The organism is Amycolatopsis sp. NPDC051045 (assembly GCF_040682955.1).
In the GTDB taxonomy this organism is placed as follows: domain Bacteria; phylum Actinomycetota; class Actinomycetes; order Mycobacteriales; family Pseudonocardiaceae; genus Amycolatopsis.
In genome coordinates this window covers 1-14,745 of sequence record NZ_JBFBCC010000032.1, presented here as the reverse complement: position 1 = coordinate 14,745, position 14,745 = coordinate 1, and the positions used below count along the sequence as shown (strand labels likewise).

Annotated in this window: 10 protein-coding genes, 1 tRNA gene and 1 pseudogene; 9 read left to right on the top strand and 3 right to left on the bottom strand. The window is 66.3% G+C overall.

All coding sequences use genetic code 11. The features are described from left to right. Positions 1 to 1,494, bottom strand: coding sequence for a peptidase S10 (locus tag AB0M80_RS40035; RefSeq protein ID WP_364575372.1), 1,494 nt, complete (start codon positions 1,492 to 1,494; stop codon positions 1 to 3). Between the two features lie 48 nt (positions 1,495 to 1,542). On the opposite strand from AB0M80_RS40035, the gene AB0M80_RS40030 reads away from it, so the two are divergent. From AB0M80_RS40030 to AB0M80_RS40005, 6 genes and pseudogenes are all read left to right on the top strand, one after another. Then, positions 1,543 to 2,202: an endonuclease V gene (locus tag AB0M80_RS40030; protein ID WP_364575370.1), complete on the top strand. Its 660-nt coding sequence runs from the start codon at positions 1,543 to 1,545 to the stop codon at positions 2,200 to 2,202. After that, positions 2,199 to 2,882 carry a uracil-DNA glycosylase gene (locus AB0M80_RS40025; RefSeq protein ID WP_364575368.1) on the top strand — a complete coding sequence of 228 codons (684 nt, stop codon included), beginning with the start codon at positions 2,199 to 2,201 and terminating at the stop codon, positions 2,880 to 2,882. The genes AB0M80_RS40030 and AB0M80_RS40025 overlap by 4 nt, the downstream gene beginning before the upstream one ends. Positions 2,883 to 2,966: 84 nt before the next feature. Beyond that, complete coding sequence (locus AB0M80_RS40020) at positions 2,967 to 4,301, top strand: NAD(P)/FAD-dependent oxidoreductase (protein WP_364575366.1); 1,335 nt, start codon at positions 2,967 to 2,969, stop codon at positions 4,299 to 4,301. Between the two features lie 211 nt (positions 4,302 to 4,512). Next, positions 4,513 to 4,762, top strand: a pseudogene (locus tag AB0M80_RS40015) (ricin-type beta-trefoil lectin domain protein); the annotation flags it as partial. 23 nt (positions 4,763 to 4,785) lie between these two features. After that, positions 4,786 to 4,862 (top strand) — tRNA-Leu (locus AB0M80_RS40010). A 93-nt stretch (positions 4,863 to 4,955) separates the two neighbouring features. Continuing rightward, positions 4,956 to 5,732 (top strand): hypothetical protein, encoded by a 777-nt coding sequence (locus AB0M80_RS40005; RefSeq protein ID WP_364575364.1) that lies wholly within the window; start codon positions 4,956 to 4,958, stop codon positions 5,730 to 5,732. Between the two features lie 424 nt (positions 5,733 to 6,156). Here the strand turns inward: AB0M80_RS40005 and AB0M80_RS40000 are convergent, their stop codons facing one another. Together AB0M80_RS40000 and AB0M80_RS39995 are read right to left on the bottom strand one after the other, a co-directional pair. After that, positions 6,157 to 6,948, bottom strand: coding sequence for a hypothetical protein (locus AB0M80_RS40000; RefSeq protein WP_364575362.1), 792 nt, complete (start codon positions 6,946 to 6,948; stop codon positions 6,157 to 6,159). Positions 6,949 to 7,355: 407 nt separating this feature from the next. Continuing rightward, positions 7,356 to 8,255, bottom strand: coding sequence for a hypothetical protein (locus AB0M80_RS39995; protein WP_364575360.1), 900 nt, complete (start codon positions 8,253 to 8,255; stop codon positions 7,356 to 7,358). 430 nt (positions 8,256 to 8,685) lie between these two features. Here AB0M80_RS39995 and AB0M80_RS39990 point away from each other — a divergent pair, with 430 nt between their 5' ends. The 3 genes from AB0M80_RS39990 (at position 8,686) to AB0M80_RS39980 (ending at position 14,655) form a co-directional block, all read left to right on the top strand. Next, complete coding sequence (locus tag AB0M80_RS39990) at positions 8,686 to 9,651, top strand: Hachiman antiphage defense system protein HamA (protein ID WP_364575358.1); 966 nt, start codon at positions 8,686 to 8,688, stop codon at positions 9,649 to 9,651. Next, a complete protein-coding gene (locus tag AB0M80_RS39985) occupies positions 9,641 to 13,144 on the top strand; it encodes a DEAD/DEAH box helicase (RefSeq protein WP_364575356.1) in 3,504 nt (1,167 codons plus the stop codon). The genes AB0M80_RS39990 and AB0M80_RS39985 overlap by 11 nt, the downstream gene beginning before the upstream one ends. 509 nt (positions 13,145 to 13,653) lie before the next feature. Continuing rightward, complete coding sequence (locus AB0M80_RS39980) at positions 13,654 to 14,655, top strand: IS481 family transposase (protein WP_364575354.1); 1,002 nt, start codon at positions 13,654 to 13,656, stop codon at positions 14,653 to 14,655. Positions 14,656 to 14,745 lie beyond the last annotated feature (90 nt).

The following is a 14,745-nucleotide window of genomic DNA, read 5'->3' as shown; positions in this document are numbered from 1 at the left end:
TCAGCGGTTCGACGCCTTCTTGACGAACTTCGCCAGGTCCTTCGACTGCTGCACCCGGGTCGGCTCGTGGACGTACATCATGTGGCCCGCCGGGTAGAACGCCGTGTCGATGTTCTCCCGCAGTTCCTCCGGGATCTGCAGGTGGGCCAGCACGTGTTCGGCCGCATAGTAGGCCGTCGCGCCGTCGTAGTGGCCGAAGGCGACGTGCACGCGCAGGTGCGGGTTCGCGCGCATCGCCGCGCTCACCGAGTCGACCACCGACACCGAACGGCCCTCGAAGTCCGAGTACGACCACGCCTTGAACGTGTCCTCGCTGATGATCTCGTACGGCAGGTCGTTTTCGTAGCCCAGCTCGGCGCGCACGTAGTGGTTGAACGCCGCGGCGTAGGCACCGACCACCCGGGAGATCGACGGGTCGTCGCTCATGTGCTCGCGGCCGCCGTCCGGCTCCCACGTCGTGAACCGGCCGTCCATCCGGCCGACCACCAGGCCGCGGTCGCGCAGCAGCTCGGTGAAGAACCGGACGTGCTCGATCCGCAGGTTCACCCGGTCCACATAGGACTCGGTGAGCCCGGTCAGCGACGCCAGCGTGGCCACCGCCTCGGCACGGTCCTGAGTGGACAGCCGGGCGCCGCGGGCCAACGCCCACGGCAGGTCCTTCGCCGCGAAGTCCTCGGCGTCGGCGAGGACGTCGTCGAGCGGGCGCTCGCCGTGCAACCCGTGGTAGTGCGCGATCGCCGCGTACGTCGGCACGTACAGCGAGTAGGGGAGGTCGTTGCCCTCCGTGAACCGCAGCGTGCCCAGGTCGAGGACCGACGAGATGAGCAGCAGGCCGTTCAGGTAGAGCCCGTGCCGGTCCTGCAGGTGCGCGGCCAGCCCGGCGGCGCGCAGCGTGCCGTAGGACTCGCCGGCCAGGAACTTCGGCGACAGCCAGCGCTGGTGCCGCGAAACCCACAACCGGATGACCTCGCCCACGGACTCGATGTCGCCCTTGAAGCCGTGGAAGTCCCTCGTCTCGCCGCCTTCGGACGCGCGCGAGTAGCCGGTCGACACCGGGTCGATGAACACGAGATCGCTGTGCACCAGCAGCGTTTCGGGGTTGTCGGCCAGCCCGTACGGCGGCGGGACGAGGTCGTCGACGTCACCCGAGAGCACCCGGCGCGGCCCCAGCAGGCCCATGTGCAGCCAGACGCTCGACGAGCCGGGCCCGCCGTTGAAGGCGAACGTCACCGGCCGCGAGCCCGGGTCGGCGTCGTCGAGGGTGTAGGAGGTGATGAACACCTCCGCCTTCGCCTTGAAGCCCTCGGACTTGCCGTCCTTGACCATCTCCTTGCGGAGGACGATCCGCCCCGCTTTCGCCGTATACGCGAGCTTCTTCCGCTTCACGGTCAGGGTGTGCTGGGTCGTGACGATGTCGTCGGTCGGGTCGGCCGGGATCTCGGTGGTTTCCGCGGCCTTCCGCTCGGGGGCCTCTTCGGGGGTGGTGTCCGCCATGGGCCCAACTTAGTCGGCGGGGACCGGTGTCTGTGGCAGGGTGACCTGGTGCACACCGAGGACTGGCCGGCGACGGTCGAAGAGGCGCTCGCCGTGCAGGAACGGCTCCGCGGCCGGGTCGAGCTCGCCGACCGCTGCCCCGAGCTGCCGCCGACCGTGACCGGCCTCGACGTCGCCTACGACGACACCGGCGGCATCGCCGCGGCGGTCGTCACCCTCGAAACCGCCGGGCTCACCGTGGTCGAGGAACGGACGCACCGCGCGAAGGCCGTCTTCCCGTACGAGCCGGGGCTGTTCGCCTTCCGCGAGCTGCCGCCGCTGCTGGCCGCGCTCGAACGGCTGGACCGCGCGCCCGACGTCCTCGTCTGCGACGGCCACGGCCTCGCGCACCCCCGGCGCTTCGGCCTGGCCTGCCACCTCGGCGTGCTGACCGGGCGGCCCGCGTTCGGCGTGGGCAAGACCCGGTTCGTCGGCTCGCACGGCACCCCGGGGGAGCCCCGGGGCTCTTCGGTGCCGCTGGTCGACGCCGGCGAAGAGGTCGGCGCGGTGCTGCGGACCCAGGACGGCGTCAAACCGGTGTACGTCTCGGCCGGCCACCGGATCGACCTGGCCCACGCCTGCCGGCTGACGCTGGCGCTGACCCCCCGCTACCGGCTGCCCGAGACCACGCGCCAGGCCGACCGGCTGTCCCGGGCGGCGCTGCGATGAGGTCCCTCGCCGAGCTGGACGCGGCGGTGGCCGGGTGCCGCGCCTGCCCGCGGCTGGTGGCCTGGCGGGAAGGCGTCGCCGGCACCAAGGCGGCGTTCCGCGGCGAGGAGTACTGGGCGCGCCCGGTGCCGGGCTTCGGGCCGCCGGACGCGTCGCTCGCCGTGGTCGGGCTGGCGCCCTCGGCGCACGGCGGCAACCGCACCGGCCGGATGTTCACCGGCGACCCATCGGGTGATTTCCTGTTCCGGGTGCTCCACGAGGTCGGGCTCGCTTCGCAGCCGACGTCGACGGCGATCGGCGACGGCCTGGAGCTGTACGGCACCCGGCTCGTCTCGCCCGTGCGCTGCGCCCCGCCGGAGAACAAGCCGACCCCGGCGGAGCGCGACACGTGCCGCCCGTGGCTCGCGGAGGAACTGGCACTGTTACGTCCGACACTGCGGGCGATCGTGGTGCTCGGCGCGTTCGGGTGGCAGGCGTTGCTGCCCGTGCTCGCCGCGGCCGGCTGGCCGGTGCCGCAGCCGCGGCCTGCTTTCGCGCACGGGGCGGTCCTGGAACTGGACGACCTGCGCGTTTTCGGCTGTTATCACGTCTCGCCGCGCAATGTCCAGACGCACCGCGTGACCCACGCCATGGTGGCGGACGTCTTCCGCGCCGCGACCTCGGTGACAGGGCACGACTGAATCGTTACGGAAACCGCAGCGACCCTGGTCACAGCCGGATGGGGCCCCCGAGCGGGGACGCGGCGAAGGTGTCACCATGAGGACATGGCTGCTGCGAAGTCGAAGTCGGAACCGACTCGGATCCTCGTCCTCGGTGGTGGGTACGTCGGGCTCTACACGGCGTACGGCCTCCAGAAGATGCTCCGGGCCAACGAGGCCTCCGTGACCGTCGTTGACCCGCAGCCCCACATGACTTACGCGCCGTTCCTCCCGGAGGCCGCGGCCGGCGCGATCGAGCCCCGGCACGTGGTCGTGCCGCTGCGGCGGGTGCTCAAGCGCTGCCACGTGCTGACCGCGCGCGTCACCAAGATCGAGAACGAGAAGAAGTCCGTCACGGTCGAGGCGGCCGACGGCCACGTCGAGCAGCTCGGCTACGACATCCTCGTCGTCGCCCTCGGTGCGGTCGCGCGCATCCTGCCGATCCCGGGCCTGGTCGAGCAGGGCATCGCCTTCAAGACCATCGGCGAGGCGATCTACCTGCGCAACCACATCATGACCAAGCTCGACGAGGCCGCCAGCACGCTCGACCCCGAGCTGCGCAAGCGCCTGCTGACCTTCACCGTCGTCGGCGGCGGGTTCGCCGGCATCGAGGCGCTGGCCGAGCTCGAGGACATGACCCGGTTCGCGGTGGAGAACTACTACCCGAACATCGAGGTCTCCGACATCCGCTGGGTGCTCGTCGAGGCCGCCGGCCGCATCCTGCCCGAGGTCCGCGAGACCCTGGGGGTGTACACGGTCGAGCAGCTGGAGAAGCGCGGTATCGAGGTGTACCTGTCGACCGCGGCGAAGTCGTTCGAGAACGGCCACGTCGTGCTTTCGGACGGCACCGAGTTCGACACCGACACGATCATCTGGACCGCCGGCGTGAAGGCCAACCCGGTGGTGGGCCAGTCGGACCTGCCGGTCGACAAGCGCGGCCGCCTCGAGGCGACCGCCGCGATGCAGGTCGTCGGTCACCCGGACGTGTGGACCGCGGGCGACAACGCGGCGATCCCCGACCTCTCGCGCACCGAAGAGGACCCGACGGCGACCTGCCCGCCGAACGCGCAGCACGCGGTCCGCCAGGCGCGCCTGCTGGCGAAGAACATCATCAAGGTCCTGCGCGGCGGCCAGCCGAAGGACTACTACCACAAGAACCTCGGCGCGGTCGCCAGCCTCGGTCTCCACAAGGGTGTCGCCGACGCGCTGAACCTGAAGATCAAGGGCTTCCCGGCGTGGCTGTTCCACCGCGCCTACCACCTCAAGGCGATGCCGACCTGGAACCGCCGCATCCGCATCCTGTTCGACTGGATCCTGGGCGGCCTGTTCCGGCGTGAGGTGATCTCGCTCGGGCAGATCAACAACCCGAAGGACGAGTTCGCGCGCGTCTCGAAGTCCTGACGCTGTTCGTCTGGAGAGCCCCCGGTCCGGCGACCGGGGGCTCTCGTCGTTTCGGGGCTTTTGGGGCCTGGCAAGGGAAATGACCGGCTGGGTGCCGGTGGGCGGCATGGTCTGGACAACTGGGACGTCGAGGCGGCACTCTTCGCGGTTTCGCTGAGTGCCGCCGTCCTGACCAATAGCGGGCGGCACCACACCGCCACCGCCTGCTGGTGACGGCACGATCACGTGCAACGACGGCAAGTGCGTCGACGTGGCCGGCGCGTCATCCGCAAACGGCACGGCGGTGGACCTATACACGTGTAACGGAACGGGCGCCCAGCAGTGGACGCACACAGGCAACCAGCTGATCAACCCGGCCTCGGCCAAGTGCCTGGACGCAACCGGCCCAAGCTCGGCGGGGCACATCGTTGCAGATCTGGACGTGCACGGGCGCGGCGAACCAGCCCTGGACACGGAACTGAGGGCATCACCTAGAGTGTGCGGTGCCCCCGTAGCCCAATCGGCAGAGGCAGTCGACTTAAAATCGATTCAGTGCGGGTTCGAGTCCCGTCGGGGGCACCACGCAGACCATCATCACCCTGATCGGCCCCGGCTGACCGGGACGCTGGTCATCGAGGGCACGTACGACCTCTCGTCGATGCGCGGGAGGTCGTGATGGGCACCTCGTCGGGCGTGGCCAGGTTCGTGACGACGGCGATGGGCATCGTCATCGGTCTGACCTTCCTCTTCGGCTTCGGGAACGTCCTAGCGTTGGCGCTGCGGATCGGAGTCCCCCCTTACGTCGCTCCACTCGTGGCTCCGGCGGTCGACCTGACCGTCCTGGGGTTACTGGTGGGAACACGGCACGTTGCCCTCAACGGCGCACCGGGTCACCTGGTGCGGCCAGCGCGGCGTCTCCTGCTCGCGGCCAGCGCGGCGACACTTGCTCTGAACATCGCTGATCCCATCTGTGCGAATCAGTGGGGCAAGGCTGCATTTGACGCAGTCGGGCCCTTGCTGCTCATTGGATGGGCTGAAGTCGGCCCGGACCTGCTGAGCGCCCTTGCCATCGCAACTCGGCGCGCCACAGCAACGCCCGACGACGTGAAGCCGGCGCAGGGCACGTGTCCCGATGATCCGCTCAGTAGCGGACGGGCGGTGTCGGAGACGTCCCGCGACGCGATGCCCGATGGCGCCGAGAAGCAGGGCGGTCGGCCGGCGTCCGGCTTGGTTGACGACGATCTGCTTGAGCGGGCGAGGCAGGAGGACGCGCGTCATTGGGAGGCGCATCGTCGACCGATCTCCGCGGAGACGCTTCGGCGGAAGCTCCGTATCGGCGCTGCTCGCTCCAGGCTGCTCGTAGCGATCATCCGGGCTGATTCACTAGGACGATCAGGTCAAGTCGAGGTTGCGCCCAAGCACGAGCGTGACCTCGGATCATTGCCGTACTGAGCCCGTCGGCTTCACGACGCACCCGCGGTGCAACTGGTCAGCGGACCAGGTCGGCGGCGCATTGGTTCGAGTCCATGTCAAACGGTGGGCTGTTCGACGGCGGGTGCGGCCGCGTCGGCCGATATGGTCAGGTGCGCCGTCTGGCGGGAGTCAAGGACTCGAACTGTGGTTCACGAGGCGATCGCCATTCATCGGTGGCGTGCTCGCCGGTCACGTGCCGAGGATCGCGCTCGTGTTGAACGACGTGCTAAGGCACACATCACTACTGAGCCGATGCCGGCCAGCGGCCAGCCTGCGATGGCTACGAGTGTGATTGCGAAGGCTGCGAGGACGAGGATCAACGTGAGCATGCGGCGGAAGCGATGAGGGTCGCGGAGGCAGCTGTCCACGATGCTCTTCCATGAGGATGGTTCCTGGGTGCGGCTCATCGGTGCACCTCGTCGAGCTCAACACGATTCTCGCTTCCGAAGTATTCGGACACAGGGACATCGTGCAGTTCCAGAATCAAAGAGGCTTTCCGGAGGTGGACCTCTCCGCGAGTCTCGCTTGACGTCACGGCGCGGGCACCGGGGATGCCGATGACAGGGTGGGTCAGGACTCGGACTACGTCGCTCGTTGGTACCGCACTGCAGCCGCCCCATTGCAAGGTCCAGTTGGTGTCGTCGCCCCACAACTGGATGAAGTCGAACCCGCTCTGCTCCCGAAAGGGGCGTGGGGTGGGGTTGCTGATCAGCCACCCGACTGCCCAACCCTCGTCGCCGCGTCGGCACGTCAACCGGGCGACCAGGCCGGCGAGCAGGTCCACAGCATCCTCGTGCATCGAGGGGATCGCGTCGAAGGCGTTGCGTTCTTGGGTACCCAGTTGGGGGTCTCGTCGTAAGCGTCGCCAGTTGGTGGGGAAGAACCACGGTGGCGTTCGTTGGTCGGGCGTGTAGTAGCTGTGGTAGCGCATCCGCAAGAGGGCGCCGGTGGGGTGGTGCTTCAACAACAGCGCGTCGCCAGCTCCCTCGACCTCCACGGGTCGCAGTCCGGGGATGCCGTGGCCTGAGTCGTTGGCGGTATCAGCGAGACATTGCACTAGGTGATCGGGGTCCTCCGTGAGGATACTGAGGTCGTCATATTGTGGCGAGACGACGACGTTGCTCCAACCGACCCGCGAGGCTCCTGAGCTCGCGACGAGCTGGGCGCGCTCGGCGACCCTGAGGTGACGCGGCACGGCGGGAGTGTTGAGCAAGAAGGGAGCAGCGAAAGCGCGGAATTGCTTCTGGGCAGGCGCACAGGTGTCCAACCCGAGGGCTGGCGGCGTAGTCCCGGGAGTGATCCGCGGAATCGCTCGTGCTGCGAGCGCGTGGGGTTCGTGACTGAACCGGCTACGGAAGCCAGCGAAGCGCCGACGGGCAGCGTTTCCAGACATAGCGCGTCTCCTGTCGCCCAGACTCGACCGTAGACACGCGCCAGGCATGCTGACGACTCCACATCGGTGAATTGCAAGGTGGGTGCCCCACACCCTCTCGCCGCTAGCGGGATCGTCTGGGTAGATCCGCCGCGGCCCCGGCTCCTTGCGCTCCGAGTGTTGGACGAAGAATACACGTCTTCGCGATCAGTGCTCAACGTCCTCGGCTGTCATGCGGCGCCGTACTTCAAAGTAAGGCGGCATCCGTCGAGTGTGACGACCCATTCGAATGGCGAAAGATGCGTGGCGCTGAGTTGAGCAACGCCGACGACAGGTGCGGTCAGGCACGCGATGACATCCTCTGGATGTGGTTGGCCGTTCCAACGGAGTTCCCATGTCCGGCCTTGGCCCCACAGCGCGATCCTGCCGTCGCGGCGGTACCCGCTCGGGCGGGGGCGAAGGAGCGGGTCATACCACCAGTTGCCCAGGGCCCAGCTGCCGGACGGATCGCGTGTTTCGAGCCGGGCTACGAGTGCCGCGAGGATGCCCTCGATGCCCGAGGGCATCGAGGGGAGGTGGGATAGCGCGTCCCGTTCGACGTCGGCCAGCGGGACTTCGGCGCCGACGTAGTGCTCGGCGCTCCATGTCTCGCCATACGGGCCCCTGCGCTCGAGTTCGCTCAGGTGAGGAAAGTCCGGGCGTGACGCCACGACCATCTTTGCGTCAGTGGGTAGATGGACGAGGTGGTACGTCCTGAAGTCGATGGCCGCTTTGACTCGCAACCCTGGCACGCCGTACTGAAGGTCGCCGCGTGCGGGTGATGCCAAGAGTCGACCAACGGCGTTGTCAACTGCCCCAGGCACGATGCAGACAAGGCTGTCAAACCACGGCGACAGGGTCATCGTGTAGGAGAGGAAGGCGTTCGCGCTGTGCTGGGCGGCGAGAGGCGTGTCAGGCACGTTGGCGTTGAAAAGGTACAGCGCGAGGAAGGCTCGAAATCGTCGCTGTCGCGCTGAGCAGCGGTCGAGTCCCAGGTCGCCCCGGCCGACGCCGGCTGCTGCGCTCGCCTTGTCCTCGCCGGTGAACGACCGGCGGACGTCTTTCAGCTTGCGACGGGGTGACGAGGGCATGCGTGATCCATTCCGCGTTCCGGCCCGCACATGGTCACGTTCGTACGATCATTTCCATCACTACGCGCAAAGCGGGTGCCCCACACCCTTGGCATTGCCAGCAGGGGCGCCGGAGCCATGCCCGCTCATGCCATCGCAGCCCTTCACACACGGCCGCATCCCCACTAGGAGGATGAATGCAGGTTAGCACGCGCTGCGAGCCGAGTCGAAACGTCGCTTCGATCGACGGGAGATCCGACGCTGCGCTGCAGTATGTTGGGTTCAGTAGGCGTCCGTGCCCAGGTGAGATTCCGGCGGCAATCACAGCAGTCGCCGGGGCGGATGGCGTCAGGCTCGGCCCGGCGTCCGAGGGGCCGGCGCCACCACCTTGGTCACCGACCCCACGGCGCCGAACGCGTCTCCCAGGCCGGTGGTCATCGCGGTGCCATTGATGACCGTCCCGCCGTGGGACTGTTTCGGCCGCAACTACGGCGGCGTCGCTGGCTGGATCTTTCTGATCTCCACGCCGGGCACGGCACCCGCGAGGCTTTGTTCGAATAGTCAGGTATCCTTCCAGGCTAGGCTTCCTAGTGGATCTTCGCATACATCTGATACTCAGCCGACCAGAGGAAGGATGCGTGAGCGGCGGGACATGGCCAACTTCCACAACTGGTGTACCGTCGGGCTGCCCGCAGCAATCGGCGGTCAGCTTGCAGGCGTCATAAAGTCCTTCGATGACGTAATGGGTGCTACGACCCTCGCCGCAGAGTTGCCGCATACGTACGCCAGAGCCGATGCGCTCGCTCGGATCGCCGACCGGCTAGGAAAGAATGCCGTTGCGCGACACCTCCGCAACAAGCTCCCTACTAAAGCGAGCGCCCGGTCTGGAGACATGGGCGAGATCCTCGCAACGGCCTATCTTCACGAGGAACAGGGATGCGTAGTTGGGCCAAGCCGACTCATTGAACGCGACCATCAAGAGTGGGCCATGAGAGGCGACGATGCGCTCGCAGCCAAATTCGGACACGACGGCAAGCTAATTATTATAAAGGCGGAAGCCAAGAGCCGCGTCAGGCTGGGCGGAGGCACTGTCGCGGAGGCCCGCGAAGGCCTAGCGCGCAACGAGGAGTTGCCGTCGCCTCAGTCTCTCGCCCAGTTCTCCGAACGCCTCCTATCCACCCCGGACAGCGACGTCGGTGACGCCGTGCTCACATTGCAGCTTCGAGAGGGCGTCCGCCCCGACCGCGTAGCTCATCTGATGTTTCTTTTCACGAGCAGTGACCCGAGTGCGTATGTGGCAGCTGATCTTGTAGCGTATAAGGGTTCCGTGTCGCAGTTGACGGTTACGCTGCACGTTCAGGGCCATAAGGAGTTCATTAAGAACGCCTACGAGAAGGTGATCTTTGGTGGCCCGTGAGGCACGAGAACTGGTAGAGATCCTGACTTCAGCCACTGATGGCGGTTTCCGCGGTCGGCTGCTGGCTCGTGGGCAAGCCCAATCGATGATCCGCCGCGACGGTGTGTTACCCCCGGATGCGCCGGATTTCAGTTCGTTCCTAGATGCGGACCTGCTCAACTACGGGTATGCGCTCTTGGCCACGAGCCTTGAACTGCTTGAGATCGCGGAAGACGACTCGACCGGGCAGATCTCTCTCGCGCAGTACGGGTGCATCCAGAGCTCCTACGCTCTCGAAGCTGCTACCCGGAACGCGGCCGCCGAAGCAGACCTGGTCTTTCACGGGCTTGTCGCCGGCGCGGCCAGTCACCTCGGCGGGTTTGCCGCGCGAGCATTCTCACTGATCCGGGCCAGCCGACAATCGGGGCCACTGACGCCGATGGAACAGACGCTGACAGATCTGCTCATGCGTGACTTGAGCTCGATAGAGCGGCGGACCCTGACACTGCGAGCTTCAGCTCAAGTTTCCGATGAAGCGCTGTTAGCAGCTCTCACTTCAACAGGTCGCGGCGTGGACGAGGACACAATCCCGGACGAGTTCGGGCCGCTCGTCCTTCTTCTCAGTGAAAACTATCTTTCGGCGGTCTCGGCAGGCCTCTTCGCGATCGAAGTCGGCAACCGAACACTCCTTGAGAGTGCTCTTGACGAGCTTCGAGATGGCGAGCAGGCGTCCTCGGACCAGAGCGCCCCCGGCCCGTGGTGGATCTACCGGCTGACCCGGTACCTAATGGGTGGCCTGTACGACACCAGTCTTGAGACCAACATCCCGCGCGACCCACCATCCGGAGCCACTGACCTCGTCGAGCGATGGAACTACCTTCGAAACAATTTCGTCGCGTCCTTGCTGGCGCGGGAGCGCTCCGAGATAGATCTATGGCCATCCCAACTCCACGTTGTCGACCGGATCTTCCAGAACCGTCGCGATCTCGTCGTCGCACTGCCGACCAGCGCTGGGAAGACCCGCATCGCCGAGCTGTCGATCTTGGCTTGTCTCGCGCAACGGCGCCGTACGGTGTACGTCACCCCGCTGCGGGCACTCTCCGCACAGACCGAGCACGTCCTTTCCAGGACCTTCTCGCCGCTGGGCATCCGAGTGTCCTCTCTGTACGGGAGCATGGGGACGAGCGACGTTGACGAAGACACCCTGGTATCCAGCGAGATCGTCGTGGCGACCCCGGAGAAGCTGGACTTCGCCCTCCGGTCCGACCCCTCTGTGCTCGATGACGTCGGCCTGGTTGTCCTGGACGAGGGACACATGATCGGAGCGTCCGAGCGCGAGGTTCGCTACGAAGCCCAGATCCAACGATTGCTGCGCCGAGCGGACGCTTCGAATCGCCGCATTCTCAGCCTCTCTGCGATTTTCCCCTCGGGGCCGGACCTGGACGACTTCGTCGCTTGGATCACCGATGACGAGGCAGACGGCCTTCACCGGGAGTTCTGGCGCCCGACTCAGCAGCGCTTCGGCCTCGTTGAGTGGCGCAGAGACCATGCCCGGTTGTCCATCACGCTTGGAGCGGAACAGCCATACATTCCGCGCTACTTCGAGCAGAAGGCGCCGACCGGCCGGCGCAAGAAGATGTTCCCGCAGAATCAGCGTGAGCACGTCATCGCCACGGGGTGGCGGCTGGTCGAAGAAGGCCAGACGGTGCTGGTCTTCTGTCCCCAGCGGAACTCCGTCGAGCCCTACGCCCGCGCGATCATCGATCTTTACGACCGGGACCTGGTGCCCTCGGTGTTGCCACCGGGCATCGACCTGACAGATGCGCTGACGGTCGGAGCCGAGTGGTTCGGCGCTGGCCACCCCATTCTTCGATGCCTCGGAATCGGCGTGGCAATTCACCACGGAGCGCTACCTGGTCCTTTCCGACGCGAGATCGAGCGGCTTCTGCAACGAGGAGCCTTGAAGATCACCATCGCCTCGCCGACTCTTGCTCAAGGGTTGAACTTGTCCGCTTCGGCAGTGCTGTTCCACGGACTGCGTCGCGGGAGAGACACGCTCAAGGGCTCTGAGTTCGCGAACGTGATCGGACGAGCAGGCCGAGCATTCGTCGACACGGAAGGCCTTGTGCTCTATCCGGTCTTCGAACCCACTGAGCGAAAACGCCGGGAATGGATCAGTCTGACTCAAGGGGACAGCGGTAAGACTTTACGATCAGGATTGATCGAGGTCGGCATCGAACTCTTGCGGCGAATGATCACGGCCCAGGGGCAGGCTTCGATCGAGTCCTTTCTGACCTATCTCACCGGCGGGCCGGACTGGTCCTTGCCCGCCGTACCTTATGAGACCGATGAGGCACATTCGGCGGCAGTCGAGAGTTGGAGGTCGAACCTCTCACTGCTCGACATCGGAATCTTGAGCATCGTCGGCGACGGAGATCAGGCCGTCGTCGCTGATGCCGCAACGCAAGTCGTCGCCGACGCCCTCCGCAACTCGTTATGGGAGCGTCAACTCAGCCGCGCCGATGATGCGACGGCACGGGCAGTACGTGCCCTCGTCTATAGCCGGACAAGGCACCTGTGGCGGACAGCGACACCTTCCCAGCGTCGCGGCTGGTACCTTGCTGGACTGGGAGCAGACGCCGGATCCGAACTATCACGGGCATCTCGTCGTATCATCGCCTTGGCCTGGCAAGCTGAGACCGCCATTGCCGAAGGAGATCACGAGACGGCCGCTGACCTGCTCGTGGCGATTGCTGGGATCGTGTTCGAGATGCAGGTCTTCAAGCCTGAGACGGAGCTTGGCAATCGGGACGACGTGTTGCGGCACTGGATACATGGGTCAGCGCTTAGTGCCGTTGCCGGCGACCGTGTCGAGGTGGCGCAGTTCATCGAGGGCGACATCGTCTACCGGCTGGTGTGGGGCATGGAAGCCGCCCGAGTCTACGAAGCTGCTCAGGGCAACGCTCACGCTGACGCCTTGCTAGGCTCGGCGGTGACTGCGATCGAGACGGGAACCTTTAGTCAGGCAGCATCCATCCTTATTCGCTCCGGCTTCGACCACCGTCTCGCCGCGATTTCGGCCGCCACGAGTACCAACGCGACGTTCGACTCGGTGGCCGGCATGCGCCAATGGATCGCTGATCTTGACCCCTCCTACGCCCTCAACGAGAACTGGCCGACACCCGAATCCCGCTCAGCCTGGGAAACGTTCGCCAATCCGACGCGTGCCCGCCGTTCGCGGCGTTGGCGTCGTCAGACCGAAGACGTGCAGGATGTGACGTGGTACGGCGCAGTACCTACCTCGGGCACATGGCTGCGCGTGACCGATACGGCCCCGGGCAAGATCGAAATTTGGTCCACTGGCTTCGACCTACTCGGCGAGGCGCCCGTTCAACTCGATCACCAGCGACAAGGCGTGTTACGCGCTCGGCGGAGCCGGAGTCACGCCGGTATTCGTCTTCTTTACCGCGGCCCTGGTGATCTGATGCCCAGAACCTCGAATACCTTGGCGTAGCCAGACGACCAACACCTAGCTCATCGTTGTCATGCCACATGGACCGCCATTCCATCTGTTTCGGCGTCCGGCGCGGATCGACGACGACGAGCTTTGCGTGGGTCTTCTTCCTGGACCTGAGCAGATAGTCGAAGGTGACCGGGTGGGTCTCGGCCTGGTGGGTGCCCAGGAACAGGAAGTATTTCGCGGCGCCGAGGTCCTCCCGCCCGGTGGTGGCGTCGACGCCGTAGCGGTTGGTGAGGTTCCCGAGCCCGAACGTCGCGGCGAGGGCGTTGCCGCCGGCGGATCGCCGCGGACGCGGCTACAGGGCGCCCACGGCCGGCTGTGCGGACGCGGCACTTTCGAGTGGATCTCGGTAGCTCCGTGAAACACCGGCAACTTGATCTGCGGCTACCTGTTGCGGGTCATGACGTTGGTGACGTGGGCGAGGGCCTGAGACGAGGGACGGGTCTTTCAGCGGCAGGATGAGAAGTGCGACCCACTCGTCCGCCAAGCAGAAAGACCCGTCCATGCACCACCGTAACGCCCCGCTGTCGATCGAGGGCCGCCGCCGGCTCGTCGCGCGTTGCCAGACCCGCCCGATCGCCCACATCGCCGCCGAGATGGGCATCTCCCGCCAATGCGCCTCCAAGTGGGTCAACCGCTGGCGCCGCCACGGCGAGATCGTCCTGCTCGACCACCCGAGCGTCCCGCACCACCAGCCCACCGCCACCGCCGCCCAGGTGGTGGCCCGGATCGAGCAACTGCGCCGGACCCGGAAGTACTCCGCCCGCCGGATCGCCACCGAGCTGGCCGCCGAGGGCGTCACCATCTCGGTGCGCACCGCCGGCCGGCACCTGCTGCAGCTCGGGCTGAACCGTCGCCGGTTCATCGACCCGACTGGACAGAACAACCGGCAACCGGGGCGAATCATCGCCCGCTGGCCTGGACACATGGTCCACCTCGACGTGAAGAAAACCGGCCAGATCCCCGACGGCGGTGGCTGGCGCATCCACGGCAAAGGCAGCGACCAGGACCGGCAAGTCGCCCGCACCAAGACTCGAGGTCAGCGGGCCCGCTACACCTACCTGCACTCCGCCGTCGACGGCTACTCCCGCCTGGCCTACACCGAAGCCCTGCCCGATGAGAAAGCCCGGACCGCGATCGGGTTCGTCCACCGCGCTCGCACGTTCTTCGCCGGGCATGGCATCACCCACATCGACCGCCTGGTCACCGACAACGGCGCCTGCTATCGCGCGAACGACTTCGCCACCGTGCTACGCGGGGCCCGGCATCAGCGGATCACGCCTTACACCCCGCGTCACAACGGCAAGGTCGAGCGTTACAACCGGATCTTGGCCGACGAGTTCCTCTACGCGCATGTCTGGCTCAGCGAAGCCCATCGCACCGCGGCCTTGGCCGTCTGGAACATCCACTACAACTACCGTCGACCACACACAGCCGCTGGAAACCAGCCGCCGGTCACCCGGCTCCACACCGGCGTCACCAACGTCATGGCCTCATACAGCTAGTGCTTCATCAAGCAACGTTGGGTAGGTAATCGGGGCGGCGGATCTTGGAGTTGACGGCGAAGTGGCGTTTGGGGTGGCAGTGGCGGTTGC